Origin of the sequence: Mycolicibacterium diernhoferi, from assembly GCF_019456655.1 — a bacterium.
Classification (GTDB): Bacteria; Actinomycetota; Actinomycetes; order Mycobacteriales; family Mycobacteriaceae; genus Mycobacterium; species Mycobacterium diernhoferi.
In genome coordinates, this window is the sequence record NZ_CP080332.1 from 2,386,509 (window position 1) to 2,411,985 (window position 25,477).

At 69.3% G+C, this 25,477-nt stretch carries 23 protein-coding genes; 12 read left to right on the forward strand and 11 right to left on the reverse strand.

Features of this window, described 5'->3' with window-relative positions; translation table 11 throughout:
* Nucleotides 1–44: 44 nt before the first annotated feature.
* Nucleotides 45–1,130: a DUF7064 domain-containing protein gene (locus K0O62_RS11220; protein ID WP_073856064.1), complete on the reverse strand. Its 1,086-nt coding sequence runs from the start codon at nucleotides 1,128–1,130 to the stop codon at nucleotides 45–47.
* A gap of 196 nt (nucleotides 1,131–1,326) precedes the next feature.
* Here K0O62_RS11220 and K0O62_RS11225 point away from each other — a divergent pair, with 196 nt between their 5' ends.
* Nucleotides 1,327–1,596, forward strand: a complete 270-nt coding sequence (locus tag K0O62_RS11225; protein ID WP_079244558.1) for an SDR family NAD(P)-dependent oxidoreductase — start codon at nucleotides 1,327–1,329, stop codon at nucleotides 1,594–1,596.
* Here the strand turns inward: K0O62_RS11225 and K0O62_RS11230 are convergent.
* From K0O62_RS11230 to K0O62_RS11240, 3 genes are all read right to left on the reverse strand, one after another.
* Entirely contained in the window at nucleotides 1,593–3,164 is a 1,572-nt protein-coding gene (locus K0O62_RS11230) for an AMP-binding protein (RefSeq protein ID WP_073856066.1), read from the reverse strand. The two genes, K0O62_RS11225 and K0O62_RS11230, sit on opposite strands and share 4 nt — an antisense overlap.
* Before the next feature lie 86 nt (nucleotides 3,165–3,250).
* On the reverse strand, nucleotides 3,251–4,699 hold the full coding sequence (locus K0O62_RS11235) for a FadR/GntR family transcriptional regulator (RefSeq protein ID WP_073856067.1): 1,449 nt from the start codon (nucleotides 4,697–4,699) through the stop codon (nucleotides 3,251–3,253).
* A 4-nt stretch (nucleotides 4,700–4,703) separates the two neighbouring features.
* Nucleotides 4,704–5,540 (reverse strand): enoyl-CoA hydratase/isomerase family protein, encoded by an 837-nt coding sequence (locus K0O62_RS11240; RefSeq protein WP_079244557.1) that lies wholly within the window; start codon nucleotides 5,538–5,540, stop codon nucleotides 4,704–4,706.
* 119 nt (nucleotides 5,541–5,659) lie between these two features.
* Between K0O62_RS11240 and K0O62_RS11245 the strand changes: the two genes are divergently transcribed.
* From K0O62_RS11245 to K0O62_RS11265, 5 genes are read left to right on the forward strand one after another with little or no spacing between them, the layout of a single operon-like run.
* Nucleotides 5,660–6,883: a cytochrome P450 family protein gene (locus K0O62_RS11245; RefSeq protein ID WP_073856068.1), complete on the forward strand. Its 1,224-nt coding sequence runs from the start codon at nucleotides 5,660–5,662 to the stop codon at nucleotides 6,881–6,883.
* Nucleotides 6,884–6,901: 18 nt separating this feature from the next.
* A complete protein-coding gene (locus K0O62_RS11250) occupies nucleotides 6,902–8,173 on the forward strand; it encodes an FAS1-like dehydratase domain-containing protein (RefSeq protein WP_073856069.1) in 1,272 nt (423 codons plus the stop codon).
* Nucleotides 8,170–9,003 (forward strand): enoyl-CoA hydratase/isomerase family protein, encoded by an 834-nt coding sequence (locus K0O62_RS11255; protein ID WP_234800053.1) that lies wholly within the window; start codon nucleotides 8,170–8,172, stop codon nucleotides 9,001–9,003. Before K0O62_RS11250 ends, K0O62_RS11255 begins: the two co-directional genes overlap by 4 nt.
* Nucleotides 9,000–10,436 (forward strand): phosphotransferase family protein, encoded by a 1,437-nt coding sequence (locus tag K0O62_RS11260; RefSeq protein ID WP_073856070.1) that lies wholly within the window; start codon nucleotides 9,000–9,002, stop codon nucleotides 10,434–10,436. Before K0O62_RS11255 ends, K0O62_RS11260 begins: the two co-directional genes overlap by 4 nt.
* Nucleotides 10,417–12,588, forward strand: coding sequence for an acyl-CoA dehydrogenase family protein (locus tag K0O62_RS11265; RefSeq protein ID WP_073856071.1), 2,172 nt, complete (start codon nucleotides 10,417–10,419; stop codon nucleotides 12,586–12,588). Before K0O62_RS11260 ends, K0O62_RS11265 begins: the two co-directional genes overlap by 20 nt.
* Here K0O62_RS11265 and K0O62_RS11270 read toward each other — a convergent pair.
* Nucleotides 12,581–13,021 (reverse strand): Zn-ribbon domain-containing OB-fold protein, encoded by a 441-nt coding sequence (locus tag K0O62_RS11270; protein ID WP_205870730.1) that lies wholly within the window; start codon nucleotides 13,019–13,021, stop codon nucleotides 12,581–12,583. The genes K0O62_RS11265 and K0O62_RS11270 overlap by 8 nt on opposite strands.
* Before the next feature lie 47 nt (nucleotides 13,022–13,068).
* Between K0O62_RS11270 and K0O62_RS11275 the strand changes: the two genes are divergently transcribed.
* From K0O62_RS11275 to K0O62_RS11300, 6 genes are read left to right on the forward strand one after another with little or no spacing between them, the layout of a single operon-like run.
* The gene (locus K0O62_RS11275) at nucleotides 13,069–14,223 is read left to right on the forward strand and encodes a thiolase family protein (protein ID WP_073856072.1); all 1,155 of its coding nucleotides are present in this window, start codon (nucleotides 13,069–13,071) and stop codon (nucleotides 14,221–14,223) included.
* Complete coding sequence (locus tag K0O62_RS11280; protein WP_079244650.1) at nucleotides 14,217–15,779, forward strand: class I adenylate-forming enzyme family protein; 1,563 nt, start codon at nucleotides 14,217–14,219, stop codon at nucleotides 15,777–15,779. Before K0O62_RS11275 ends, K0O62_RS11280 begins: the two co-directional genes overlap by 7 nt.
* Nucleotides 15,780–15,791: 12 nt before the next feature.
* The gene (locus K0O62_RS11285; protein ID WP_073856073.1) at nucleotides 15,792–16,646 is read left to right on the forward strand and encodes a mycofactocin-coupled SDR family oxidoreductase; all 855 of its coding nucleotides are present in this window, start codon (nucleotides 15,792–15,794) and stop codon (nucleotides 16,644–16,646) included.
* Between the two features lie 7 nt (nucleotides 16,647–16,653).
* Entirely contained in the window at nucleotides 16,654–17,658 is a 1,005-nt protein-coding gene (locus K0O62_RS11290; RefSeq protein WP_073856074.1) for an LLM class flavin-dependent oxidoreductase, read from the forward strand.
* Nucleotides 17,655–18,680: a spirocyclase AveC family protein gene (locus tag K0O62_RS11295; protein ID WP_165636973.1), complete on the forward strand. Its 1,026-nt coding sequence runs from the start codon at nucleotides 17,655–17,657 to the stop codon at nucleotides 18,678–18,680. Before K0O62_RS11290 ends, K0O62_RS11295 begins: the two co-directional genes overlap by 4 nt.
* 22 nt (nucleotides 18,681–18,702) lie before the next feature.
* Nucleotides 18,703–19,893, forward strand: a complete 1,191-nt coding sequence (locus tag K0O62_RS11300; RefSeq protein WP_079244729.1) for a M23 family metallopeptidase — start codon at nucleotides 18,703–18,705, stop codon at nucleotides 19,891–19,893.
* Nucleotides 19,894–19,928: 35 nt separating this feature from the next.
* Here the strand turns inward: K0O62_RS11300 and K0O62_RS11305 are convergent, their stop codons facing one another.
* The 6 genes from K0O62_RS11305 to K0O62_RS11330 form a co-directional block, all read right to left on the reverse strand.
* The gene (locus K0O62_RS11305; RefSeq protein ID WP_073856076.1) at nucleotides 19,929–20,984 is read right to left on the reverse strand and encodes an ABC transporter ATP-binding protein; all 1,056 of its coding nucleotides are present in this window, start codon (nucleotides 20,982–20,984) and stop codon (nucleotides 19,929–19,931) included.
* A complete protein-coding gene (locus tag K0O62_RS11310) occupies nucleotides 20,981–22,546 on the reverse strand; it encodes an ABC transporter permease (protein WP_073856077.1) in 1,566 nt (521 codons plus the stop codon). Before K0O62_RS11310 ends, K0O62_RS11305 begins: the two co-directional genes overlap by 4 nt.
* Nucleotides 22,547–23,560, reverse strand: coding sequence for an iron ABC transporter substrate-binding protein (locus K0O62_RS11315; protein ID WP_073856078.1), 1,014 nt, complete (start codon nucleotides 23,558–23,560; stop codon nucleotides 22,547–22,549).
* A 51-nt stretch (nucleotides 23,561–23,611) separates the two neighbouring features.
* A complete protein-coding gene (locus K0O62_RS11320; RefSeq protein ID WP_073856079.1) occupies nucleotides 23,612–24,202 on the reverse strand; it encodes a hypothetical protein in 591 nt (196 codons plus the stop codon).
* Nucleotides 24,203–24,350: 148 nt separating this feature from the next.
* The gene (locus K0O62_RS11325; RefSeq protein WP_073856215.1) at nucleotides 24,351–24,950 is read right to left on the reverse strand and encodes a TetR/AcrR family transcriptional regulator; all 600 of its coding nucleotides are present in this window, start codon (nucleotides 24,948–24,950) and stop codon (nucleotides 24,351–24,353) included.
* A gap of 8 nt (nucleotides 24,951–24,958) precedes the next feature.
* Nucleotides 24,959–25,435 carry a hypothetical protein gene (locus K0O62_RS11330; protein ID WP_131817392.1) on the reverse strand — a complete coding sequence of 159 codons (477 nt, stop codon included), beginning with the start codon at nucleotides 25,433–25,435 and terminating at the stop codon, nucleotides 24,959–24,961.
* Between the last annotated feature and the right edge of the window lie 42 nt (nucleotides 25,436–25,477).

The window sequence follows — 25,477 nt, forward strand, 5'->3', positions numbered from 1 at the left end:
TGCTCCTCATCGATCGTTGTCCTCATCTGGGCCGGCCGCACCGTTCAGTGCACGGCCTGCAGTGCCGCACGCATGCGGGCGAAGTGCTTCGGGTGCCAGATGTCCTGGTCCTCACCCCAGCCGATCCGGCCGTCGAACTCCCACCGCATCAGCGCGGTACTGCCCCCGCCGTGCTCGCAGATGTGGCTGACGGTGAACCCCTCGGCGTCCATGCGGCGCCCGGTCACATCGGTCAACCGCACCTGCATGTGCGCGCTCCAACCGGTCAGCGGGTGGCGGTAGTTCTTCATCCGGCTGGTGGTCTTGTCCAGCAGTTCGAAGTGTCCGTCGCGCAGCAGCCAGCCGTGGTTGAGCGGTGACCAGCCCGCCGCGTCCCCGTCGGCGACCCGGGCGAACGCCAGGAATCCGGCGTCGGCACCGGCGTGGCCGAAGATGTACTGGATGCGGCCGCGTCCGCGCTCGCGTTCGATCTCGCGCCAGCGGGGTCCGCCGGGATGGCGCACCCGGTCGGTGTCGCCGGCGCCGGAGGGTGTGGCGCCGGCCGGGCGCGGGGCGCCGCGCGGTGCCCAGGACCGGTCCCGGATCGAATAACAGTCGATCGGGAGGCGCTCCCCGGCCAGCACCAGCTCGCCGGTGACGTGCCCGAGCTGGTCGAGGTGCGCATGCTCCATGAACGGTGGTTCACCGGGGGTGTAGCGGCGTGGATCGTGTACCCCGTCGAAGTGCAGGCGGATTTCGAAATCTGCTGCCGGATCGCTGAATTCGATCTGGTACTCGCGCAGTGGCCGGAGCATCCGGACACTGAACCCCCCTGCGGGGATGGCGATGTCACGCAGATCCGGGGCCGGATTGTCCAGCGGCACATCGGTGACCATCCGGAAGTAGCGCAGATCCTGCGGGGTGGCGCCGCTGGGATCCCAGACGTACACCCGCCAGGTGACGGTGCCGCGGGTGGTGTGGAAGGTGGCGTGCAACCACCCGCCGATCCTGCGCTCCGGGATGTTGAACGACCACCAGGTGGTCTCGGCCCAATACGGGTCGTCGTCCGGAGCTGGATGGAACTGGTCGTCGGCCGGCAGGAAGGGGGTGTCGGCGGTGACCACCGTGCCCGGTGCGGCTGCGCGAACCATGGCAGCCACCCTACCGTAAAGGATACTTATTTAGTTGATACTTCGTGAGGTTGAACTGTGCCGCTGTTCCGGCGGGAAGCCGAACGGCGATTCCTGGGCGAGGCCGGCCGGCAGGCGTCCGTCCCGGTCGAAGATCTGACCCGAGTAGACGCACTGGGCAAGAGTGGGACGCCGTCGGCAGCAAGAAGGGAACAGCATGCGTACCAACGGATTATGGGCTCTGGTGACCGGTGCGTCCTCCGGGCTGGGGCGGGCGCCGGCCACCCGACTGGTCGAGGAGGGCGCCGCGGTGGTGCTGGTGGATCTGCCCAGCTCCGAGGGCGAGAAAGTGGCCGCCGAACTCGGTGAAGGGGCGAGCTTCGCACCGGCCGACGTCACCGACACCGAGGCCGCCCTGGACGCCATGCTGGCCCGGTTACGCGACGACATCCGACTGGACGGGGCGCTGCGGATGGCGTCCCGCTAGACCTGGCGACCGGATCCGGCCCAATAGGAATCGCGGATCTGCCGTTTGATCAGCTTGCCGGTCTCGGTGCGGGGCAGTGCGGTGTCGAAGTCGACGCTGCGCGGGCACTTGAACCCGGACAGCCGGGCCCGGCAGAACGCGATGATGTCCTCGGCGAGCGCCTCGGAGGGTTCGACACCGTCGACCGGTTCGACCACGGCCTTGACCTGCTCACCCCACTCCGGGTCGGGGATGCCGATCACCGCGACGTCACCGATCGCCGGATGGCCGGCCAGCACCCCCTCCACCTCGGCGGGGTAGATGTTGACCCCGCCGCTGATGATCATGTCCTTGGCGCGGTCGCAGATGAACAGGTAGCCGTCCTCGTCGAGATAGCCGACATCGCCGATGGTGAAGGCCGATCCGCGGTGCACCGATGCGGTGAGTTCGGCATCGTTGCGATACTCGAAGCTCTGGCCGTCGGTGCGGTCGATGTAGACGTCGCCGATGGCGTTGGGCGGCAACGGCCGGCCCTCGTCGTCGAGGATGAGCACCCGCACCCCGCGCACGGGGCGCCCGACGGTGCCCGGCTTCTCCAGCCAGCGATGGGGTTTGGCGATCGTGGCCGCGCCCTCGGTACCGCCGTAGGTCTCCCAGATCACCGGGCCCCACCAGGCCATCATGTCCCTTTTGATCTCCGGCGGGCAGGGTGCCGCGGAGTGCACGATGCTGCGCAGGCTGGACGCGTCGTAACGGTCGCGGACCTGCCGGGGGAGTTTGAGCATCCGGACGAACTGGGTGGGCACCATGTACGCGGTGGTCACCGCGTACCGCTCGATGGCGGCCAGGGTCCGCTCGGCGTCGAATCTGCCCAGGATGGCCAGCGCCTGACCGACGTTCAGCGCACCCAGATAGAAGCTCTGGCAGCCCGCGTGATGCATGCCGGTGGACACCAGGTGCACACCGTGCAGCGGCTGGAAGTCGAATGCGCGCCCGAAGATCGCCATCGCGTGGGCGGCCTCGGAGGGGTCGCGCCCGTCCAGCGCGCGGACGATGCCCTTGGGCTTGCCGGTGGTCCCCGACGAGTACCGGATGGAGTCGCCCTGCCGGCGGTCGGCGGGCGGGGTGTCGGGGTGCCCGGCCAAAAAGTCGGCCTCGGTGACGAACCCGCCCGGCGCGCTGCGACCACCGCCGAGGACGATCCGCAGCCCGGCCCCGGCGGTGCCGGCGGTCGCGAAACTGTCCAGGTGGTCGACATGGGTGACCAGGGCCGTGGCCCCCGAATGGTCCAGGATCGAGGCGAACTCGTCGCCGGCCAGCGCGGTGTTGAGGGTCAGGTAGCGCAACCCGATCTCGGTGGTCGCGAGCTGCCAGATCACCGCATCGACGTCATTGGGCAGCGCGTAGGCCACCACATCCCCGTCGCTCAGGCCCTGCGCGCGCAGCGCATTGGCCACCCGGTGCGCCGCGGCGGCCAGCTCGCCGAAGGTCAGGGTGCGGCCGCTGGGGGATGCGACGACGGCCGGCGCGGCCGGGTGATCCTCGGCGATCCACCACACGCCGAGGCGCTGATCCCACGGATGCTGCATCAAACCTCCCGCTGTCCAATTAGATAGAACAGTATCCTCAATCGAGGTTTCGGGGAAGGGTGATCGCCCGATCGGCCGGGTTGGTGTCAGATGGTTTCGGGTGCGGTCTCGGTCATGTGGGCGCGCATGCGCATGACCGCCAGTTCGGAGTCGCCTGCCAGCAGCGCGTCGGCGATGCCGCGGTGTGCCGGTCCCACCACCGCGGGCAGGGATTCGGACATGGCGCTCAGCCGCGGATCCCCGCCGGCGACCTGTTCGAAGAACTGCCAGCCCAGCCGCATGGTGACCCGATGCAGCAGTTCGATCGCGCTGTTGCCGGTGAGCGCGCCGAGCATGGAGTGAAAGTCCTCATCGCTGCCGAACGCCTGGGCCACACCATGTTCGGCCTCGGCGCGCAGGGCCGCCTCGATCTGCTCGGCGTACCCGGCGGGGTCGGCCGCGGTGCGGATCCGGTCGGCCGCCCGGGCCACCACGGCCAGCTCGAGGCCGGTGCGCAGTTCCAGGATGTGGCGCAGCGAGACCCCGCGGCGGCGCAGATAGATCGCGATGATGTCGGTCAGCGCGGCCATGTCGGGCTCGGCGACGAACAGCCCGCCGCCCGGGCCACGCCGGGTCACCGCGATCTGGTGGTACTCCAGGATCCGGATCGCCTCGCGCACCACGGCCCGGCTCGCCTGGTGCTGTTCCATCAGGCTGGCCTCGGAGCCGACGAACGTGCCCGGGGTGGCCCCGGAATGCGCGATCCAGGTGAAGATCTCGCGGGCCAGCGCCTCGCCTCGCTTGTCGCCGATCGCCCCGGTCAACGCGACGGTCGGGTCCAGGCGCTGCACCGTGCCGGGCTGATTCCGGATGTACTCGGCCTCGGCGCTCAGGTGCCGCTTCATCCGCTCGCGGGCCAGGCCCGCATCGTTGGTCAGGATGGCCCGCGCGATCGCGTCGTGGGCATGGCGCACATCATCGGCCAGACCGTCGGGGCGGGTGACGTGCTCGTCGAAGTACAGGTTGCTGACCCGGCTGAACGTCTCGACGAACAGCTCCAGCAGCGGGTTGGCCGTCAGCTCGGCGAGTTGGCGGTGCAGCAGCCGGGCGTTGGTGGCGGTGCCGGCCGCCTCGCGTTCCAGGGTGTCGCGCACCGCGGCGATGTCGGCCTCCCCGGCCCGCCGGGACGCGATCTCGGCGACCAGTTCCTCCAACAGGATTCGGGAATCGAAGATCTCGTCGAGGGTGGCACCCACCCGCAGCAGATAGATCACCGCGGGCCCGATCACGGCGTCGATGTCGGGTTCGCTGATCACCAGACCACCGCCGGTACCGCGCCGCATCCGCGCCACATGCTGGTGCTCGACCAGCCTGATCGCCTCGCGCAGCACGGCGCGGCTGACCCCGTAGCGTTCCAGCAGTTCGGTCTCCGAACCGAGCACCTGCCCGACGGGCCAGCCGAGCTCGATGACGTCGGCGACGATCTGCTCGGCGGCCCGGCCGGCCAGCTTGGCCCGGCGCGAATCGACCCGGGGCGCGATCAGTTCGGGGCTCACGGCATCACCGGTAGACCGGCGCTCCGTTGCGGCGGGGCGTGGCCCGGCGCTCGTCCAGTGGCGGGTTGCCGATATGGGTATAGGCCATCCCGTTCTGCAGCGCGGTCGACCTCGTCATGTCCAAAGACTCCCATATCGCCCGGACGCTGCCTTGAATGGCCGTCGGACTGCGTGTGGCGATGGACGCCGCGATGGCCTGCGCGCGGTCCCACAGGGCGTCGCGGGCGACCACCTCGGACACCAGGCCGATGCGCAGCGCGGTCGCCGCCGAGATGCGCTCCTCGGTGCCCATCAGGGCCCAGCGCAGCACCTCGCCGAGTGGAACGCCGCGGTGCAGCATCCCGATCGGTTCCAGCGCCGAGACGATGGAGGCGTTGGCGTGCGGGTCGAAGAACGAGGCCTCCTCCGAGCAGATGATGATGTCGGATTCGTTGAGCAGGTACTGGGCGCCGCCGGCGGCGAATCCGTGGACCGCGGTGACGACCGGCTTCCAGCACCGGTGATGCAGCTTCGGCGAGATGACCGTGCCCGGGTCGAAGGTGTTCCAGATGTTGGTCCGGAAGAACCAGCTGCCATCACCTTTGACGTCCACGCCGGTGCAGAAGGCCTTGTCCCCGGCGGCCCGCAGCACCACCGCATGGATGTTGTCGGTGTCGCGCACCGTCTGCCACGCCCAGGCCAGTTCGCGGGCCATCTGCCCTGATATCGCATTCATGGCGTCCGGCCGATTCAGGGTGATCGTCGCGACATGGTCGTCACCGACGGCGAACTCGATGTGCTCCAAGGTGACCGGATCGATTCCCTCGGTGTGCAGATCATCATGGGGGGTAGCGGAAATCATGGAAATCAGTGTACTAATGAAGCCGGGTCGACGATGTGTATCGGAGAAGTTGGCCGGGCGGGTCCGGCGGGCCGGGGTTTGTGCCCGGGCCAGTGAGCGGGGCACCGATGGGAGAGATCATGTCCAAGGCGATCGGCACTTTGGAGCGCACGGCACTGGGTAGCCGGCAGATGCTCGACCACCCGTTCGAGCGGTTCGCATACCTGCGTGCACAGGCGCCGCTGTCCTGGGCCACCGCCCCGCAGTTGCTGCCCGGTAAGGGTGGCTTCCTGCTCACCCGCTTCGACGATGTGATGGCCATGCACAGCGACGACCGATTCTCCACCGACGTCATGAAGTACACCTCGATCGGTCGGTATTCCTGGGCGCTGCCGGCCACCGGCCGGATGCTGATGCAGACCATGGTGTTCAAGGACGATCCCGACCACAAGCGGTTGCGCACCCTGGTGCACAAGGCATTCACGCCGAAGCTGGTGGCCACCATGGAATCCGACATCGTCAAGATCGCCGAACAACTCGCCGACGAGGTGCAGGCCAAGCGCGATGTGGATCTGGCCCACGAGTATGCGGTCCGGTTGCCGCTGGCCGTGATCGCCACCATGCTCGGGGTGGCCGACAAGGACCGCGACGAGTTCCACCGCCTGGTGGAGGCCCTCGGGGCCGGCGGCGGCAAGGCGCGGTCCCTGATCAACGCGCACCGGCTCGCCAAACTCTTCGAGCGACTGATCCAGGAGCGCCGCGTCGATCCCGACGACGGGCTGATCTCGCAACTGGTGGCCGCCAACGAGGACGGGGACCGGCTCAGCCACACCGAGACCGTCGCCATGGTCTTCCTGCTGTTGCTGGCCGGCCACGACACCACGGCCAGCCTGATCGGCAGCAGCGTGCTGGCCCTGATCCAGCATCCCGAACAGCTCGAACTGCTGCGTGAGCAACCGGAACTGCTGGGTGGCACCGGGATAGAAGAGCTGCTGCGGTTCACCTCGCCGGTCGCCTCCGGGGCGGCGCGGCTGGCCACCGAGGACGTCGAACTGCACGGGGTCACCGTGCCGCGCGGGGCCCACATCCTCGGCATGATCGCCGCGGCCAACCGGGACGACACCGTCTTCGACGAACCCGAGTCATTGGACCTGACACGTAAGCCCAACCGGCACTTGGCATTCAACTTCGGTATGCATTACTGCCTGGGTCACCAACTGGCCCGGCTGGAAGGCCGGATCGCGTTGAGCACCCTACTGGCACGGTTCGGCAACTGGGAGCTGGCGGTGCCGCCGGAGCGGCTGCACTACAAACCCACAGTCTCGCTTCGCGGGCTGACGAAACTACCGACCCGGATGTACTGACAGAGGGGAACTCCAGCGATGACCCAGACCGAACAGGTCCGCGATTTCGACCACGCGATCAAGGACGACGACATCGAGCGGGCCAAACTGCTGCTCGGCATCGATGCCCCCGCCAGCATCGACGAGCACCACCGTGAACTGAGCGTCGACGCGATCCGCCAGTTCGCCATCGGCTACGGCGACGACAACCCGCTCTACGTCGACCCCGACTACGGGGTGAGCACGCGCTGGGGCGGACCCATCGCGCCCCCGATGATCCATTCCTCGCTGTCCCGAAAGATGTTGGGCGATCCGATTCCCGAGGATATCCGCAAGGCGACCAAGGGACTGTTCTCCGGTGTGCACATCTTCGTCTCCGGTCAGGACACCGAATGGTTCCAGCCGGTACGGCCGGGGGATCAGCTGTTCGGGTTCGGCGGCCTGGAATCGATCGAGGAGAAGACCAGCGAGTTCGCCGGCCGCTCGGTCATCCGGGTGCGCCGGGTCGTCCGGATCAACCAGCGCGCGGAGGTCGTCGCCATCGAGCGCACGATCCTGATCGCCACCGAACGAAAGCAGTCCCGCGAGCGCGGCAAGAACATGACCATCGAACCGGCCAGCTACACCGACGAGCAGATCGCCGAGATCGACGCGATCTACGCGGCCGAGGGGCCGCGCGGCGCCGAACCGCGCTACTACGAGGACGTCCAGGTCGGCGATGTGCTGCCGAAGATGGTCAAGGGCCCGCTGACGCTCACCGACATGATCTGCTTCCACGCCGGCGGTTACGGTTTCGGGCCGTACGGCACCAGCGCCTCCCGGGTCGGGTACAAGAACCGGCAGCGCGCCGGGAAGTTCTACATCAAGAACGCGGCCGGGATCCCCGACGTCGCGCAGCGGCTGCACTGGGAGAACGAGTGGTCCCAGTCGATCGGAAACCCGATGGCCTACGACTACGGCATCATGCGGGAATGCTGGCTGACCCATTACGTCACCGACTGGATCGGTGACGACGGCTGGCTGCTGCGCCAGCACGACGAGATGCGCAAGTTCAACTTCATCGGTGACACCCAGTTCATCACCGGCGAAGTGGTCGGCAAGAAGATCGAGAACGGCAACGCCACTGTGGATCTCGCGTTCCGGGCGACCAACCAGCGCGGTGAGGTCACCGCGCCGGCCACCGCCACGGTCGCGCTGCCCAGCCGCGAACTCGGCCCCGTCGTGCTGCCCGAACCCGATCCGGAACTACGGCGCAAGGCGTCGGCGTTCATGGCGCGCCACAACGAACTCGCCGGGACACCGCCCCGGTGAGCGGGGCCGGCGTGCAGACCGGCACCGACACCGTGCTGGCCGAGGTCGTCGACGGGGTCGGTGTCATCACCCTCAACCGGCCCGACCGGCGCAATGCGCTGCACGCCGAGATGTACGAGGCGGTGCCGCGACTGCTCGAGCGGTTCGCCGCCGACGACGGCATCGGAGCCGTGCTGCTCACCGGGTCCGGCAACGCGTTCTGCGCGGGTGGGGACGTCCGCGACGGCGACTCGGCCAGGAACGTCGCCACCGGCGACCGGGAAGCCCGGATTCTCTCCCGCAGTGCGATTCTGGCCGACAACGCCCGGATGGTGACGCTGCTGCACGAGATGCCGAAGATCACCATCGCCGCGCTGCCCGGCGCGGCGGTCGGCGCCGGGATGAGCATCGCGCTGGGCGCCGATCTGCGGATCGCGGCCCGGTCGGCGCGGCTGATCCCGGGCTGGTCGAAGCTGGCCTTCTCCGGTGACTTCGGCGGGGCGTGGCTGCTGACTCATCTGGTCGGGCCGGCCAAGGCGCTGGAACTGTTGATCACCGACGAGCCGATCGACGCCGGGACCGGCGAGCGGCTGGGGTTGTTCAACCGGGTCGTCGAGGACGACGACCTGCCCGCCGCGGCGCTGCGCTGGGCGGCGCAGATCGCCGCCGGGCCCACCTACGCGTTCGCCGGCACCAAGGCCAACGTGCGCGACGCCGGGCGGCTGCCGCTGGCCGAGGCGATCCGGGCCGAAAGCGAGCGGATGGTGCGCAGCGGCGCGACCGCCGAGCACCGCGACGCAGTCAAGGCCTGGCTGGCCCAGGCCGCTCAGAAGGCGAAGGTGCGGTCATGACCGGCGAGCGTACCCAGATCCCGGCCGACCTACAGGCCTGGATCGCCGAGGTGACCGGCGCGGGACAGATTGCGCTGGAACAGGTTTCCGGTGGCGCGAGCCGGCAGGCCTGGTTCGTCGACCTCGACGCCGGCACGGACGGCGCACAGCAGCTGTTCCTGCGCTACGACCCGCGCGAACCCCGGCCCGGCAGTGCCTTCCACTCGCTGCAGGTGGAGGCTGCGATCATCGCCGAGTTGCACCGGCACGGCGTGCAGGTGCCCCGGGTGATCGCCGCGCACCCGTCCGCGCAGGCGGTGCTGATGGACCGGGTGGCGGGGGAGACCTGGTTCCGGCTGATCAAGGATCCCGACGAACAGGTGCGCACCGCACAGGATTTCATCGCCAAGCTGGCCGCCATGCACCGCATCGACGCGCGCGAACTGCGGATCGCCGGCCTCGGCCCGGCCGGCCCGGTCGCCGATCATGTCCGCGCCGAGATCGCCGAGATGCGCTCCCGGGTGGACCGGTACGGCAGACCGGCGCCGCTGCTGGGCTTTTGCATCGACTGGCTGGACCGCAACGTGCCCGACTACGACGGGCCGACGGTGCTGGTGCAGGGTGATACCGGGCCCGGCAACTTCATGTACGCCGACGGGGTCGTCACCGCGATCGTGGACTGGGAGCTGGCGCACTTCGGTGACCCGATGGACGACATCGCCTGGCTGTCCCTGCGCACCGTGCAGGACACCTTCACCGATTTCCCGGCCCGGCTCGCCGAGTACGAAGCGCTGTCCGGGCACCGCATCGACGAGACCCGGGTCTGGTACTACCGGCTGTTCGCCGAGACCCGGTTGGCCTCCATGAACCCGGGCAGCGTGGACACCCGGGCCTCGGCCCCGGCCGGCTCGCCGGATGCGGGCAACGGCCTGATCTACGGCATGCTGCACCGACGGCTGCTCATCGAGGCGCTGGCCCACGCCGTCGGGATCCCCGAGGTGGCGGTGGATCTGCCCGGCGAGGACCGGGTTTCGGAGAACGCGCCGGTGTACGAGGCGGCCGCCGCGGCGCTGTCCGGTGCCGTCGAGCGCTCCACCGACGCGCTGGCGACCCGGTACGTCAAGGGTGCCGCCCGGCTGGTCAAGTACCTCGCCGAGGTCGACCGGATCGGCGGACTCGTCGAGGCCGCCGAGATCGCCGAGATCGCCGCACTGCTCGGCCGGACACCGTCCTCGGTATCCGTGGGCCGCGCGGGCCTGGCCGCGGCGGCCGGGCGCGGCGAGATCGGCGAACGCGAGTACGTCGCCCAACTGTGGCGCGGCATCAAACGTGACGACCATCTGACCCGCACGGCCTCCGGCGCGCTGAGCCGCAGGACGTGGCCACCCCTGACCCATTCCGTGGAACCCCACTTGCACAAGGAGACCGAGACCGTTGGGCATCGCAATCACTGAAGACCATCGTGAACTGGCCGGGGTTGCCCGCGCCTTTCTGCAGGCCCGTGGCGCACGGGCGGCCGCACGATCGCTGCTCGACGCCGACGATGAAGCGCGGCCGGCGTTCTGGGCCGAGCTGACCGGTCTGGGTTGGCTCGGTCTGCACGTCGCCGAGGAGTACGGCGGAGCCGGGTTCGGGCTACCGGAACTGGTGGTGGTGGTGGAGGAGTTCGGCCGCGCCGTCGCCCCCGGACCGTTCGTGCCCACCGTGACCGCTTCGGCGATCATCTCGGCCGCGGGCAGCGACGAACAGCGGGGACGCCGGTTGCCCGGGCTGGTCGACGGCAGCAGCACCGCCGCGGTCGGTATCGACACCGCGATCACCGCCGACGGGAATCGCTTCTCGGGCGAGGCTCCGGTGGTGCTGGGCGCCGCGCTGGCCGACCTGCTGGTGCTGACCGTGGGGGAGGACGTGGTGATCGTCGACCGCGCCGCCGCCGGTGTCACCGTGGAGGTGCCGGGCAACCTCGATCCCACCCGCCGGTCGGGGCGGGTCACGCTGACCGATGTGGAGCTGTCCGCCGCGGACATCCTGCCCGGTCGGGCGGCCATCGCGGTGGCCTTGGCCCAGACCATCGTCGCCGCCGAAGCCGTTGGCGGAGCGCAGGATTGCGTGGAGGCAGCGGTCGACTACGCGAAGGTGCGTGAGCAGTTCGGCCGCGCCATCGGCACCTTCCAGGCGATCAAACACCATCTGGCCAACATGCTGGTGGCCGCCGAATCCGCGACCGCGACGGTGTGGGACGCCGCCCGCGCCGCCGAGTCGGCCACCGAGGACGAGTTCGCGTTGATGGCCGCCTGCGCGGCGACCCTGACCTTCCCGGCCTATGTGCACAACGCCGAACTCAACATCCAGGTGCACGGCGGCATCGGGTTCACCTGGGAGCACGACGCGCATCTGCATCTGCGCCGCGCGCTGACGGTGCGCGGGCTGTTCGGTGGCCGCGAGGGGCCGACGTCGGTCTACGAGCTGACCGCCAAGGGGGTGGTCCGGGAGAACTCCATCGACCTGCCCCCGGAGGCCGAACAACTCCGCGCCGAGATCAGCCGGGAGTTCGCCACCTGGCCGGATCTCGACGAGAAGGCCCTGCGGGAGCGGATGATCGAGACCGGCTATCTGATGCCGCACTGGCCCAGGCCGTGGGGCCGGGCGGCCGACGCGGTCGAGCAGCTCGTCATCGAGCAGGAGATGGCGGCGGCGGGGATCAGGCGGCCCGACTTCGGCATCACCGGGTGGGTGGTGCTGACACTGATCCAGCACGGCACCCCCGAGCAGATCGAGCGGTTGGTCGCCAAGGCGCTGCGCGGTGACCAGGTGTGGTGCCAGCTGTTCTCCGAACCCGGCGCCGGATCCGATGCCGCCGCGGTCGGTACCAAGGCGGTGCGCACCGACGGCGGCTGGATCATCAACGGGCAGAAGGTCTGGACCAGTGGTGCGCAGTACTGCCAGCTCGGTCTGGCGACCGTGCGCACCGACCCGGAGGCGTCCAAGCACGCCGGCATCACCACGGTCATCATCGACATGACGGCGCCGGGCGTCGAGGTGCGGCCGCTGCGGCAGATCACCGGGCAGTCGGAGTTCAACGAGGTGTTCTTCACCGATGTGTTCGTGCCCGACCAGGATGTCGTCGGCGCACCGAACAACGGCTGGACGGTCGCGCGGGCCACGCTGGGCAACGAACGGGTGAGCATCGGCGGTGGCGGGGTGGCGGCGAGCCGCAACGCGGCGGGGGCGATAGTGGATGTGACGCAACGGTTCGCCGATCGCGTCGCCGGCGCGCCCGAGCGCGCCGGACGGTTCCTCGCCGACGAGCATGCGCTGCGGCTGCTGAACCTGCGCCGGGTGGCGCGCAGCGTGGCCGGGGCGGAACCGGGTCCCGAGGGCAACGTGACCAAACTGCTGATCGCCGAACATGTGGTGGACCGGGCCGGTCTGACCGCGGAGTTGTTCGGCGCCGATGTCGCGCTGCTGGCGGCGCCGGCCAAGGGAGCCGGGCTGATGGTGCTCGGATCCCGGGGGATGACCATCGCGGGCGGCACCTCGGAGGTGACCCGCAATCAGATCGCCGAGCGCATCCTGGGCCTGCCCCGCGATCCGCTGATCAAGTGAGCGCGGCCGGAGCGAACACCGGGACGTACACCGTCCCGGTGTTGTGCTCGTGCTGTTCGAACCGCACCGTCAGCGGCATGCCGGTGACCAGATCCTCGGGATCGCAGTCGACGATGTTGGTGACCATGCGCAGCTCGGGCTGTTCGGCCAGCTCCACCAACGCGATGATGAAAGGCGTTGGGACACTGGGATGGAACTGCTGATGAGCGACGGTGTAGGTGAACAACGTCGCCGCACCGGACACCGCGGCGTAATCGCACCCGGCGCCGCAGTCGGGGCAGCCGGCGCGCGGCGGGAGGACGAATCGCCCGCACGATGGGCAGTACTGCACGCGCAGCACACCGTCGGCACCGGAGGTCCAGAACGGGCGGGTGCTGTCGTCGAGTGCGGGCAGGACCCGCGGCGCGTTCGCCGAAACCGGTGATGGTGTCACTCGCAGAACAGTACACTGATTAAGCTTATTCACGTGAGGAAGGGCGAATGGTCCCAGCCAGCACTGCCGCCCCGGTGATCTCGGGCACCGGCATCTCCCAGATCGGGCGTCGCACCGGTATCCCGGCCTCCGATCTCACCGCACAGGCCGCCACCGCGGCCATCGCCGACGCCGGACTCACCGCGGCCGACATCGACGGTGTCATCACCCTCGGTGACACCCCGGCCGAGGAGGCGGCCGCCCGGCTCGGCATTCCCGGGGCCGGCGACTTCGGGCCGGCGATGGGGTCCGCCGGGCTGCTCACCCCGCTGGTGCAGGCTCGCGACGCGGTGGCCGAGGGTCGGGCCCGTCACGTGCTGGTCTACCGCACCGTGCAGATGATGGGCGGCACCGCCGACGCCGGCCCCAGGAAGGCCCGGCCCGCCGAGCGCACCGCGATGGACCGTGAGTTCGAATACCTTGTTGCCGCGCATGCCTACTCGGCCGCGAACTGGCTGGCCATGCACTGCCGCCGGCACATGGATCTGTACGGCACCACCCGTGAACAACTGGGCTGGATCGCCATCAATGCCCGCCGCAACGCGGCCCGCAATCCGCTGGCCGTCTACCGCGACCCGATCACCATGGCCGACTACCTGGACGCCCGGCAGATCTCGTCGCCGTTCGGGCTGCTGGACTGCGATGTGCCGGTGGACGGTTCGATCGCCTTCGTGGTGTCCACCGCGGCGCACCGCGCCGACAGCCCGCACGGCGCGGTGACCATCGAGGCCACCGGCGGGGCGTCCGGCCGCGGCGGCTGGTTCGGCCGGTCGGACTACCCGAAGATGGCGGCCACCGACGCCGCCGCGGACCTGTGGTCCAAGACCGCCCTGAAACCCGCCGACGTCGACATCGCGGAACTGTACGACGGATTCAGCTTCCTCGCCCTGGCCTGGCTGGAGGCGCTCGGGTTCTGCGCGGACGGGGAAGGCGGCGCCTTCGTCGACGGCGGCACCCGCATCGCCCCGGCCGGACAGCTGCCGCTGAACACCTACGGCGGTCAACTCTCGGCCGGCCGGATGCACGGCTACTGGGTGCTGCACGAGGCCTGTCAGCAGCTGCGTGGCCTCGCCGGACCCACCGCGATCCCCGCGCGCCCCGAGGTGGCCGTGGTGTCCGCCGGTGGCGGCCCGATCGCCGGATGTGTGCTGCTGACATGCTGACCCAGACCGTCACCACCATCCCGGACGCCATCGTCGAGGGCGCGCGGCAGTACCCGGACAAACTGGTCAAGGTGCACAGCGCGATTCGCCCGGACACCACGACCCGCGCCGATCTCTACGCCGAGAGCCGGCGGCTGGCCGCCGGATTGATCGGACTCGGGGTGCGCCCCGGCGACGTGGTGGCGCTGCAACTGCCGAACTGGCGGGAATGCCTGGCCGCGCACGCGGGCATCTGGCTCGCCGGGGCGGTGGTGCTGCCGATCGTGCCCAGCTACGGGCCGGCCGAGGTCGCCTTCATCGCCCGCCAATCCGGTGCGCGGGCACTGATCCTGGCCCGCGAGATCCGCAACCGGGACGCCGCGGGCACACTGAGGGCGGTGGCCGAGCTGCCCGGCCTGGAGCACCGCATCCTGGTGGGCGACCCGCTGCCGGGAACCACGCCCTACACCGACCTGGCCGCCACCCCCGCCGGCGACGTCGCGCCGGCGGCGACGGACACGGGCCGGCGCGCGCTGCTGGTGTACACCTCGGGCACCACCGCCGAACCCAAGGGCGTGCAGCACAGCCACGCCGGCATGCTCGGCGAGATCCGCGCCATGGACGAGATGCGGGGCAGCAGCGGCGATATGACCACCCTGTCGGTGTTCCCGTCCGGCCACATCGCCGGCACCCTGGGCATCCTGCGGGTGTTCTGCGGCGGCAGCGCCACCATCGCGATGGACGCCTGGGATCCGGTGGCCGCGGCCCGGCTCATCGACGAGTACTCGGTCACCGCTTCCGGGGGCGCCCCGATCCACCTGAGCGGCATCCTCGACGTGGCCGAACGCGAGGGCCTGGATCTGTCCAGCATGACCGAGTACGTCACCGGCGCGGCGGGCGTGGCCGGCAGCCTGATCCGACGCGCCGACGGATTCGGGGTGGGGGCGTTCCGCTGCTACGGCTCCTCCGAACACCCCACCATCAGCTCCGGCCTGCCGACCGATCCACTGGACAAGCGCGCCGACACCGACGGCCGGATCTGCCCGGGCACCGAGGTCCGGATCGTCGACGAGGACGGTCTTGACGTCGAAACCGGTTGCCCGGGCGAGATATTCACCCGCGGGCCGGAACTGTTCCGCGGCTATACCGACGCCGGGCACACCCGAGCCGGCATGGTCGACGGTTGGTTCCGCACCGGGGACATCGGCCGGCTCGACGCGCAGGGCTATCTGACCATCACCGATCGCAAGAAGGACATCATCGTGCGCGGCGGGGAGAACATCTCCTCCAAAGAGGTCGAGGACGTCCTGAGCAGCCACCCGGCCGTCGCCGAGGCCGCCGCGATCGGCGCACCCGATGAACGCTACGGCGAACGGGTGTGCGTGTTCGTCGTGGTCAACCCGGGCAGCCAGTTCGGGATCAGCGACGCGGCAGCGCATTTCGCGGCATGCGGACTGGCCCGACAGAAGACCCCGGAACACATCGTGGTGGTCGACGAACTACCCCGCACCGCCAGCGGCAAGGTGCAGAAGCACCTGCTGCGGGCACAGCTGAAAGCAACCCCGATCCCCAACTGAAAGGCGTAGAACATGGGCAGAGTTGAGAACAAGGTCGTCCTGGTCACCGGCGGCGCCCGCGGGCAGGGCCGCCGGCACGCCGTCCGGCTGGCCGAAGAGGGTGCCGATGTCATCCTGTTCGACATCTGCGCCGACATTGAGCACAACGACTATTCGCTGGCCACCAGCCTCGACCTGGAGGAGGCCTGCCGGGAGGTCGAGAAGTCCGGTCACCGGGTGGTATCGGCCGCGGTGGACGTCCGGGACCGGGCCGCGCTGGAAACCGCACTCGCGGCCGCCGTCGCCGAACTGGGCCGCCTCGACGTGGTGGTCGCCAACGCCGGCATCTGTCCGCTCGGCGGCAACCAGCCGATCGGCGCCTTCGCCAACGCCTTCGACGTCGACTTCGTCGGCGTGGTCAACACCGTGCACACCGCGCTGCAGTACCTGTCGGCCGGCGCCTCGATCATCACGGTGGGATCCGTGGCCGGTCTGCTGGCCGAGAAGGCCGGGCCCGGAGCCAGTATGGGCCCCACCGGCGCCGGCGGCGCCGGGTACAACCTGGCCAAGCAGTTCATCGACAAGTACACCCTGTCGCTGGCCGGACAGCTTGCGCCGCTGTCGATTCGGGCGAACGTGGTGCATCCCACCAACGTCAACACCCCGATGCTGCACAACGAGGCCATGTACAAGATGTTCCGGCCCGATCTGGAGCACCCGGGGCTCGACGACGCGCTGCTGACCTTCCCGATGATGCAGGGCATGCCGATCCCGTTCGTGGAACCCGAGGACATCTCGCACGCGGTCACCTACCTGGCCTCCGACGAGTCCCGCTACGTCACCGGCGTGCAACTCAAGGTCGATGCCGGCGCGAGCCTGAAGTTTTGAGCCGCCCGTGAAGTGGGGAATGCCCTGGCCGGGAGCCGAACTCGCGCAGCGCTGCGAGCAGGCCGGCGCGCAGGCGTTCTGCGCCGGTGAGTTCGCCGACGCCAGTGCCTATGTCACGGCGACCGAGATGGCGCAGGGCACCGAGCGGGCCGTCACCGGGCCCGGCATCGCCTACGCCTTCGCCCGGTCCCCCTTCATCCACGCGGCCGCGGTGCGGCACCTGAACAAGATCGCCCCGGGGCGGATCTTCCTCGGGCTGGGGGCCGGTACCGGTCGGATGAACCGGGACTGGTTCGGGGTGGACTCCTCGCACCCGGCCCCGCGGATGGCCGAACTGGTCGGCTGCATCCGGGCCTTCCTGCAGGCCGAGAACGATCAGAAGATCACCTTCGCCGGGGACTACTACTCGATCGACACGCACATCCGGGCGCCCGTGATGGGTCCGATCGAGGTGCCGATCCTGTTGGGCGCATTCAACGTCCACATGTTGCGCACCGCCGGACGGGTGGCCGACGGGGTGCTCGGGCACGGCCTGTTCACCGACCGGTGGTGGTCCGAGGTGGTCGATCCGCAGTTGCGGGCCGGCGCCGATCGGGCCGGCCGCGACGCCGGCGGATTGCTCAGGTGGGGGTGGGTGATCACCGCGATCGACGACGAAGACCCGGCGCGCGCCGTCGAGGATGCCCGCCGGCAGATCGCGTTCTACCTGACCGTGAAGACCTACGACTCCCTGGTGGCCCTGCACGGATGGCAGGACGAGGTCGCCGCCATCCGAGCCGAATTCGCCGGGGGAGACCCACGCAAGATCGGCAGCCACGTCACCGAGGACATGTTGTGGTCGATGGCCGTCTGCGGTGACACCGCCCAGGCCACCGAGATGCTGGCCGGTCGCAAGAACCTGCCCGATCTCGGATTCCTCGCCCCGCCCGGGTTTCTGGTGAGCCCGCGGCGCCGCAAGCACTACGGCAACAGCACGGTCGAGAGTTTCCATCAGATTGGAGTGTCACAGTGACCGCAGATCCGACCACCAGGCCGGAATCGGCGAACTTCGACCGGCTCTGGACCGGGGCGAAGGACTCGCCACCGATCATCTGGTTGGCTCGACTGGGCGCGGTGTTCGTCGTCTTCCAGACCTACGTGTACCTGCGCTGGATCTTCTCCGACAGCTTCGCGCCCTCGCCCAACGGGCCCGACGAGATCCCGGGCGCCACGATGGCCTGGATTCGGTTCTGGGAGATCGGCTGCCTCGTGCTCGGGGTGGGACTGTTCTGGTTCATCATCGCCAAGATGCGCCGGGAACGGCAGTTCCCCACGCTCGGGGTGTTCGTCCTGGCCTGGCTGCTGGCGGCCTGGCAGGACGTCGGCGTCAATGCGGTGCGGCCGGTGTTCGGCTACAACGGCGGCTTCGTCAACATGGGCACCTGGGGCGAGTTCATACCCGGCTGGGTGGAGAAGGGCGCGGAGAACCCACAGCCGATCATCTACTTCCTGGCCAGCTACATCGTGCTGACCCCGCTGGCCATCATGGGCATCGACAAGCTCATCGAGACGGTCCGCAAGCGGTTCCCGCGGATCAACCGGGCGGGTGTGATCGTGTTCATGATCGCGCTGTTCACCTTCCTGTGCATCACGCTGGAGCAGTTCTTCCACCGCATCGGCGCCTGGCACTACCTGCGGGTCAACGGGGACTGGTCGATCTTTCCCGGCACCCTGCACCAATTCCCGCTGTATGAGGGCATCTTCTTCGGTGGGGTGGTGACCGTGCTGTCCATCGGCATCTACTGCTTCCGGGACAACGACGGCCTGATGATCACCGACCGGGGCATCGAGCAGTTGCGCCCCACCAAATGGGTGCCGGTGATCCGGATCCTGGCGCTGACGGCCGTGTTCAACCTGATCATGATGGTGTTCATGCTGGCCTTCAATTTCGTCAACATGCACGCCGACGTCCAACCCGCCGAACCGGTGCCCAGCTACGTGCACCACGGCATGTGCGGCATCGATCCGAATCCGCCGTGCCCACCCCTGCCCTGAGAAAAGCTGGTTGGATCACCGCATGAGGATGCTGCGTTCGGTGATCTTGGCGTGCGCGGTGGCCCTCACCGGATGTGGCGGGCCGGCGGCCGGTGGGCAGTCGGCCCCGGTGACGGACCCGACCACGACGCTGACCACCACGCCGCTGATGGTGTCCGCGGTGAACGCCCCGAGGCGGCTGTCCGGTAGCGACGGCAAGGTGCACCTCGATTACGACCTGATATTCCAGAGCGTGTTCGACGCGCCGGTGACGATCACCTCCATCGAGGTACTCGATCCGGACGGGAATGCGCTGCTGGCCCTGCGCGGCGATGGGGTCGCCGAGGCCACGATGCCGGTGTTCCCGGGGCCGAGCACCGCGGTGGTGCCGCCGGGCGGGGCGCTGGGCACGGTACTCGACGTCGTGCTGCCCTCCGAGGAGGTACCGGCTCGACTCGGTCACCGGATCCGGTACACCACCGGGGATTCCCCGGCCCGCTCGGCGATGGGCGGTTCGGAGATCCTGGGGCCGGAACTCGACGTCGACCCCACCGCGCCGGCGGTGATCAAACCACCGGTGCGCGGCGCGGACTGGGTGAACGGCAACGCCTGCTGCGCCCCCGAGGCGCCGCATCGGCACACCCGGTTCGCGGTGGGCGGCACCACCGTGAAGAACGTCGAAGAGTTCGCGGTGGATCTGATGCGGATGCCCGGCGGTCGTGCACTCGACGGTGCGGGCACCCGGGTCGAGGACTTCCGCACCTACGGCGCCGAAGTCCTCGCGGTGGCCGACGGCGAGGTCACCGCCGTCGTCGACGACATGCCCGACCAGCGTCCGGACGGGCCGCGAGTGGGTATCGAGACGCCGGCGGACTACGCCGGAAACCGGGTATCGCTGCAGATTTCGCCGGGGGTATGGGCGATCTACGGACATCTGCAGCCGGGCAGTGTCACCGTCGAACCCGGCGACCAGGTTCGTGCGGGGCAGGTGATCGGCCGACTGGGCAACAGCGGCAACTCTTCTGCGCCGCACCTGCACTTCCAGCTCTCCGACGGTCCGGACATCATGAACTCCAACAGCCTGCCGTTCTCGCTGGACTCCTACCGGCTCGTCGGGTCCATCGATCCCGCGCAGTTGAACGGCGATGTCCCGGTGATCACGATCAGCGGGCCCGGCGGCGAGCAGACGAACAGCTATCCGCTCGCCTACACGGTGTCGGATTTCGGGCAATAGCGGAAGGTTCACTTCCGCTGCGCCGGGCAGCGCGGTCACCGCAGCACCAGGCCGCCGCCGAGCACCGAGATATCGACCTTGGTGTGCACGTCGGGCGGGTCGATGCTGTGCTGGCGCACCGTGATCGGCGCGGTATCGCCACCGATGTCGATGGTGAGCAGCACGTCGTGGCCGAGGAACTCGGTGCCCAGCACGGTCCCGATGCCCGGTTCGGGTCCGCTCGCCGCGTCGGTGCTCTCGGTGGCGACCAGCTGCTCGGGGCGCAGCATCAGCGTGCCGGGTCCGTCCGCGGCGGGGGCGGTCAGCCCGATCCGGCCGAGAGCGGTCTCGGCGGTCCCGGATTGCACGGTGCACGCCAAGAACACGCAGTCGCCGAGGAATTCGGCGGTGAACCGGTCCGCGGGCCGGCGGTACACCTGATGCGGGGTGCCCACACAGGTGAACCGGCCGGCGCGCATGACGGCGACCTGATCGGCGACCGACAACGCCTCGCCCTGATCATGGGTCACCAGCAGCGTCGTCACCCCGGCGTCGGTGAGCACCTTGGTCACCGCCTTGCGGGTGGCCGCCCGCAGCCCGGTGTCGAGCGCGGAGAAGGGCTCATCGAGCAACATCAGTGTGGGTTGGCGGGCCATCGCCCGGGCCAGCGCGACCCGCTGCTGCTGTCCACCGGACAGTTCGTGCGGGCGGCGGTCCGCGAAAGACGGTTCCAGGGAAACGGTTTCGAGCAGTTCGGCGACCCGGGACCGGACCGCGGCGCTGCGCGCCCGGCCGGGCAACCCATAGGCGATGTTGGCGCCGACACTCAGGTGCGGGAACAGCGCACCGTCCTGGGCGACATACCCGACGGAGCGGCGGTGCGGGGCCACACAGGTGTCGGCGGAGGCCACCCGGCGGCCGTCGATGTCGACGGTGCCGGAATCCGGGGCCTCGAAACCGGCGACCAGCCGCAGCAGGGTGGTCTTGCCGCATCCGGAGGCGCCGACCACGGCGGTGATGCTGCCGGGTGCCAGGGCCAGGTCCACCCCGTCGAGCACCGGGTGGTCGGTGAAGGTCTTGGTCAGCCCGCGGACCGTGAGGGTGTCGGTCACGACGCGCCCCCTCGGGTCACTTCGCGGAACAGCGCCAACGTCACCGGGATCGACAGCGCGACCAGCATCAGTGCGTACGGCGCCGCGGCGGCGTAATCCAGTTCGCTCGACAGCGACCAGAACCGCATCGCCAGCGTCCGGGTGCCGGTCGGAGCGAGCAGCAGGGTCGCGGTCAGTTCGGTGGCCACCGCGACGAACACCAGGGCCGCGCCGGCACCGGCGGCGGGGGCGGTCAACCGCAGAGTCACCCGCACGAAGCTACGCGCCGGGGACAGACCCAGTGACCGGGAGGCCTCTTCCAGACCGGGGGGCACCTGGGCCAGCCCCGCGCGCAGGCTGACCAGCGCGCGGGGCAGAAACATCAGCACGTAGGCGCACAGCACCAGGGCCGCGGTCTGATACAGCGGGGGGACGAACCGGATCGCGAAGGTGACCAGGGCCAGCGCGGTCACGATGCCGGGCATGGAACTGGTGACGAAGTTGACGCCCTCGACGGTGCGGGCGAAGGCACCGCTGTAGCGGACCGCCAACCAGGCGAACGGGAACGCGGCCACGGTGGTGAGGGCGGCGGCCCCCGCGGCCAGTACCGCGGTCTGCCCGATCGCCTCACCGAGGTCGGCGAACTCCCAGACCTGCCCGCCGCCGATCCACAGCCAACGCAGCAGGGTCCACACCGGGACACCGAGGGCGAGCACGGTGAGCGCGGCGAGACCGGCCGCGGCCGGAAAGTTCGCGGCGCGCAGCCGAATCGGGGTGGCCGCCCGCGGCGCACCGGACCCGATCCGGGCGAACCGGGCGTTGCCGCGCAGCAGCGCCTCGCCCAGCAACAGCACCAGGCACAGCAGCACCAGCACTGCGGCCAGGGTGGCGCCCGCAGCCCCGTCGAAGGTGGCCTGGAACTGTTCGAAGATCGCGGTGGTGAAGGTGGAGAACCGCAGCATCGCGAACGCGCCGTACTCGGCGAGCAGATGCACGCCGATGAGCAGCCCGCCGCCCAGGACGGCCAGCCGCAGCTGCGGCAACACCACCCGGAAGAAGACGCCGGCGGTGCCCGAGCCGAGCGCGCGCGCCGATTCCTCGATGGCCGGGTCGAGCCGGCGCAAGGTGGCCGCGGCGGGCAGGAACACGAACGGGAAGTACGACAGTGTGGTGACCAGCACGCCGGCCCAGAAGCCGTGCAGGGTCGGCCACACGCTGACCCAGGCGTAACTGTTGATGAAGGCGGGCACGGCCAGCGGGGCGACCAGCAACGGGCGCCACACCGTGGCACCGAGCACGTCGGTGCGTTCCACCAGCCAGGCGGCGCCGACGCCGAGGGCCACGCACAACGGCACGGTCACCACCACCAGACCGACGGTGTTGAGCAGCAGTTCGCCGACCCGCGGACGTACCACCAGGTCGTAGATGCGGGCCGGTCCGGTACTGACGACGGCCCACGCCACGTAGCCGAGCGGCACGAAGGTCAGCGCGAGCAACAGGCCGATGCCCGTGCTGAGCAGCGGACCGGGCCGGGCGGGCGGTCGCGGTCCGGTGGTGGGTCGGTCGGTCTGGGTGGAGACCACCTAGAGCAGGCCGGCCTTGGTCATCAGGTCGGTGACCTTGCCGGCGTCGAGGGTGGATGGATCCACCTTCGGTGCCTGCAAGGTGTCCAGCGGGGGCAGGGCCGGGTTGGCGGGCACCCCACTGGCGACCGGGTATTCGAACGAGCTGCCCTTCTCGAGCACCTCCTGGCCGGTCTTGCCGGTGATGAACTTCAGGAACTGCTGTGCCTGATCCTTCTTCTTGCTGGACTCCAGCACGCCGCCACCGGAGATGCTGATGAAGGCACCCGGATCCTGGTTACGGAAGTAGTGCAGCGCGGTGTTGGCGCTGATCTCCTTGGTCTTCGCCTGATCGCGGAACCAGTAGTAGTGGTAGATGATCCCGCCGTCGATCTCGCCGTCGTTGACCGCGCGCAGCGTGGCGATGTTGTCCTGCAGCAGGGTGGCGTTGGTCTTCATGCCGGTCAGCCACGCCTCGGTGGCCTGTTCACCGGTCAGCTGCAGGATCGCCGCGACGATGGCCTGGAAATCGGCCTTCGCCGGGGGTGCGCCCCAGCGGCCCTTCCATTCGGGCTTCTCCAGATCCATGATCGACCGCGGCAGTTCGCCGAGTTGCAGCTTGTCGGTGTTGTAGACGAACACCGTGGTCCGCGCGGCGACACCGGTCCACTTGTTGGTCGACGGGCGGTACTCGGCGGGCACCTGCCCGACGGTGGCGGCGTCCACGTCGGCGAACAGCCCGGCGTCCTCGACCGCCGCCATGGCCGGCGAGTTCTCGGTCAGGAACACATCGGCGGGCGATGAACCGCCCTCCGCGATGAGCTGGTTACCCAGTTCGGTGTCCCCGCCCTGCCGGTAGCTGACCTTGATACCCGTCTCCTGGGTGAAGGCGTCGATCCACTCCTTGGTCAGGGATTCATGCTGGGCGTTGTAGATCAGCAGTTCGTCGGATTCGCCGGACGAACATGCCGTGGCCGAAGCGGTCACCGTGGCGACGGCCAGCACCGCGGCGAGACGGCTCCACCGGATTCTCATTCGGCAATCCTGTCACCCTCAAGGTAGGTAAGGGTTGCCTTTGCAGGATATTCACAGGCAGCGCAGGACGGGACGTTGGTCGTCGACCTCGGTGCCGTGCAGGAAGTAGCGTCCGGTCCCGTCGGACCATTCGACGGCCGGTCGGCCGTCGTCGCAGTGCAGGATCTGGGTGCGGTTGTCGGCGTAGCGGGTGACCGGCATCGGTACCAGCAGCACCTGCCGCTGCACCGGCAGGATCCAGCCCAGGCCGAGCTGCTGTGCCGCTGCCATTGCGGGGGAGAACCGCGCCCAGCGGCTCACCGAAACCACCGTGTTCGGCGGCAACCAGTCCGCGTCGGGCAGGCCGGCGACGAAGCGGTTGTACAGCTTGTCGCGTTCGTCGGCGAGCAGGATCGTCTCCGGTAGACCGTCGACCTCGTTGTTGCCCGACCAGCGGGCCATCCGCCGCCAGCGGCGGTCCGGGCCGATCGTGGCAGTGATGCGCAGCGCCCTGTCCAGTTGCGGCACCACCGAATACGAGGTGTGCCGGCCGACGTCGTGGGCGGCACAGAATTCGGAGACCAGCGCGATGGCCTCCTCGTCGTCAAAAGTCCCGGTGGGAGCCGGGAAATCGATGCGGCCGGCGAGCGTGGGAATCGACATGGCATGAGGGTAAGGACGGGCACCGACAAGTTCCGGTGTCATTCACCGAACGACGAGATCATGCGGGGGTGGCGGGGTTTCCCTCAGGATCGGGGGATGAACCGATTGCCGGCCGCGCTCATCGACACGCTGAGCTGATCACCGCCGCTCACTGCGGCGGCGTGATGCTGGAGATGACCAGCTGCATGTAGGGGCGGTAGAGATTCTGGCCGTCGATGTGACTGTCCAGGGTGATGCCGTTGTTGGCGGCCAGGATCACCCGGGCCAGGGTCTCGGCCTCGATGGTGAGCGTCCCGCCGATGCGCGCGACGTTCTTGCTGATGAATTCGCCGAGCGCACGGACCGTTTCGGCTCGTTGGGTGGCCACGCGTTCGCGCGCTTCGGGATTGCGCAACAGGAACAGGGTGAGCTCGCAGCCCAGCGCGGCCCGGTCGGTGCCACTGCTGAGCTGGTCCCATCGATCGGCGAGTTCATCGAGGTTGACGTCGTCGAGGCGGTGGAAGGACTTCATCACCTCGGCGAAACCGTCCAGGAACCTGTCGCGTTGCCGGTCCACCACGGCGAGGAACAGCGTCTCTTTCGCACCGAACTGTGAGTAGATGGCGCCGCGGGTGAAACCGGCGGCCTCGGCGATCTCCTCCAGGGCGGCGCCGCTCAATCCCTTCCGGGCGAAGACCTCCTCGGCGGCGTCGAGCAACACCTCGCGGATGTGCTCGGCTCGGCGCTCCTTGGTCCAACGTTCAGCCACGACGGCCATCATCTCACCACGGTGGTCGACAGGTGGCACCCCGCGAAGGGGTAGCCGCCGTCCGGGATGGCGTCCGTCCAGAAGGTCTCGCACCCGTCGACGTCCGGGGTCCGCCCGACACAGAGCAGTGCCTGTGCCTTGAACGTCTGCGCCGCGGCGGACAGCCGGAACTCCACAGGGTGCCCCGCGGCGGTCGCTTCCGTTGTGGCCCAATGCAGATACAGCTCGTGCGGTGCAGCCGGTGTGGCTCCCCGGATCGGCAGGGCCGAGGTCCGCAGCACCCGATCCGGGGCCGGCGGGGCCGGGTCACTGGATTCGGGAGCGAGGGGACAGGTCCCCAGAATTCGTAGCGCCCGATCATGCTCCGCGTCGTCGGTCAGCACCCGGACGCGCCACCCCGCACGTCCGAGGTCGAACATCAGGCCGCCGACGTGGGCGATCGCGTCCGCGACGTCGTCGGTCACAACGTCCAACAGATAACTCATGACCGGCTCCCTTGCCTCGTTCACCTGGCATTGTCGCAATTC

Bases quoted from the DNA above. Each gene is read 5' to 3' on its own strand.
- K0O62_RS11220 (WP_073856064.1), bottom strand. From the start codon at position 1,130: ATGGTTCGCGCAGCCGCACCGGGCACGGTGGTCACCGCCGACACCCCC.
- K0O62_RS11225 (WP_079244558.1), top strand. From the start codon at position 1,327: ATGCGTACCAACGGATTATGGGCTCTGGTGACCGGTGCGTCCTCCGGG.
- K0O62_RS11230 (WP_073856066.1), bottom strand. From the start codon at position 3,164: ATGCAGCATCCGTGGGATCAGCGCCTCGGCGTGTGGTGGATCGCCGAG.
- K0O62_RS11240 (WP_079244557.1), bottom strand. From the start codon at position 5,540: ATGATTTCCGCTACCCCCCATGATGATCTGCACACCGAGGGAATCGAT.
- K0O62_RS11245 (WP_073856068.1), top strand. From the start codon at position 5,660: ATGTCCAAGGCGATCGGCACTTTGGAGCGCACGGCACTGGGTAGCCGG.
- K0O62_RS11250 (WP_073856069.1), top strand. From the start codon at position 6,902: ATGACCCAGACCGAACAGGTCCGCGATTTCGACCACGCGATCAAGGAC.
- K0O62_RS11260 (WP_073856070.1), top strand. From the start codon at position 9,000: ATGACCGGCGAGCGTACCCAGATCCCGGCCGACCTACAGGCCTGGATC.
- K0O62_RS11275 (WP_073856072.1), top strand. From the start codon at position 13,069: ATGGTCCCAGCCAGCACTGCCGCCCCGGTGATCTCGGGCACCGGCATC.
- K0O62_RS11280 (WP_079244650.1), top strand. From the start codon at position 14,217: ATGCTGACCCAGACCGTCACCACCATCCCGGACGCCATCGTCGAGGGC.
- K0O62_RS11285 (WP_073856073.1), top strand. From the start codon at position 15,792: ATGGGCAGAGTTGAGAACAAGGTCGTCCTGGTCACCGGCGGCGCCCGC.
- K0O62_RS11300 (WP_079244729.1), top strand. From the start codon at position 18,703: ATGAGGATGCTGCGTTCGGTGATCTTGGCGTGCGCGGTGGCCCTCACC.
- K0O62_RS11315 (WP_073856078.1), bottom strand. From the start codon at position 23,560: ATGAGAATCCGGTGGAGCCGTCTCGCCGCGGTGCTGGCCGTCGCCACG.
- K0O62_RS11320 (WP_073856079.1), bottom strand. From the start codon at position 24,202: ATGTCGATTCCCACGCTCGCCGGCCGCATCGATTTCCCGGCTCCCACC.
- K0O62_RS11330 (WP_131817392.1), bottom strand. From the start codon at position 25,435: ATGAGTTATCTGTTGGACGTTGTGACCGACGACGTCGCGGACGCGATC.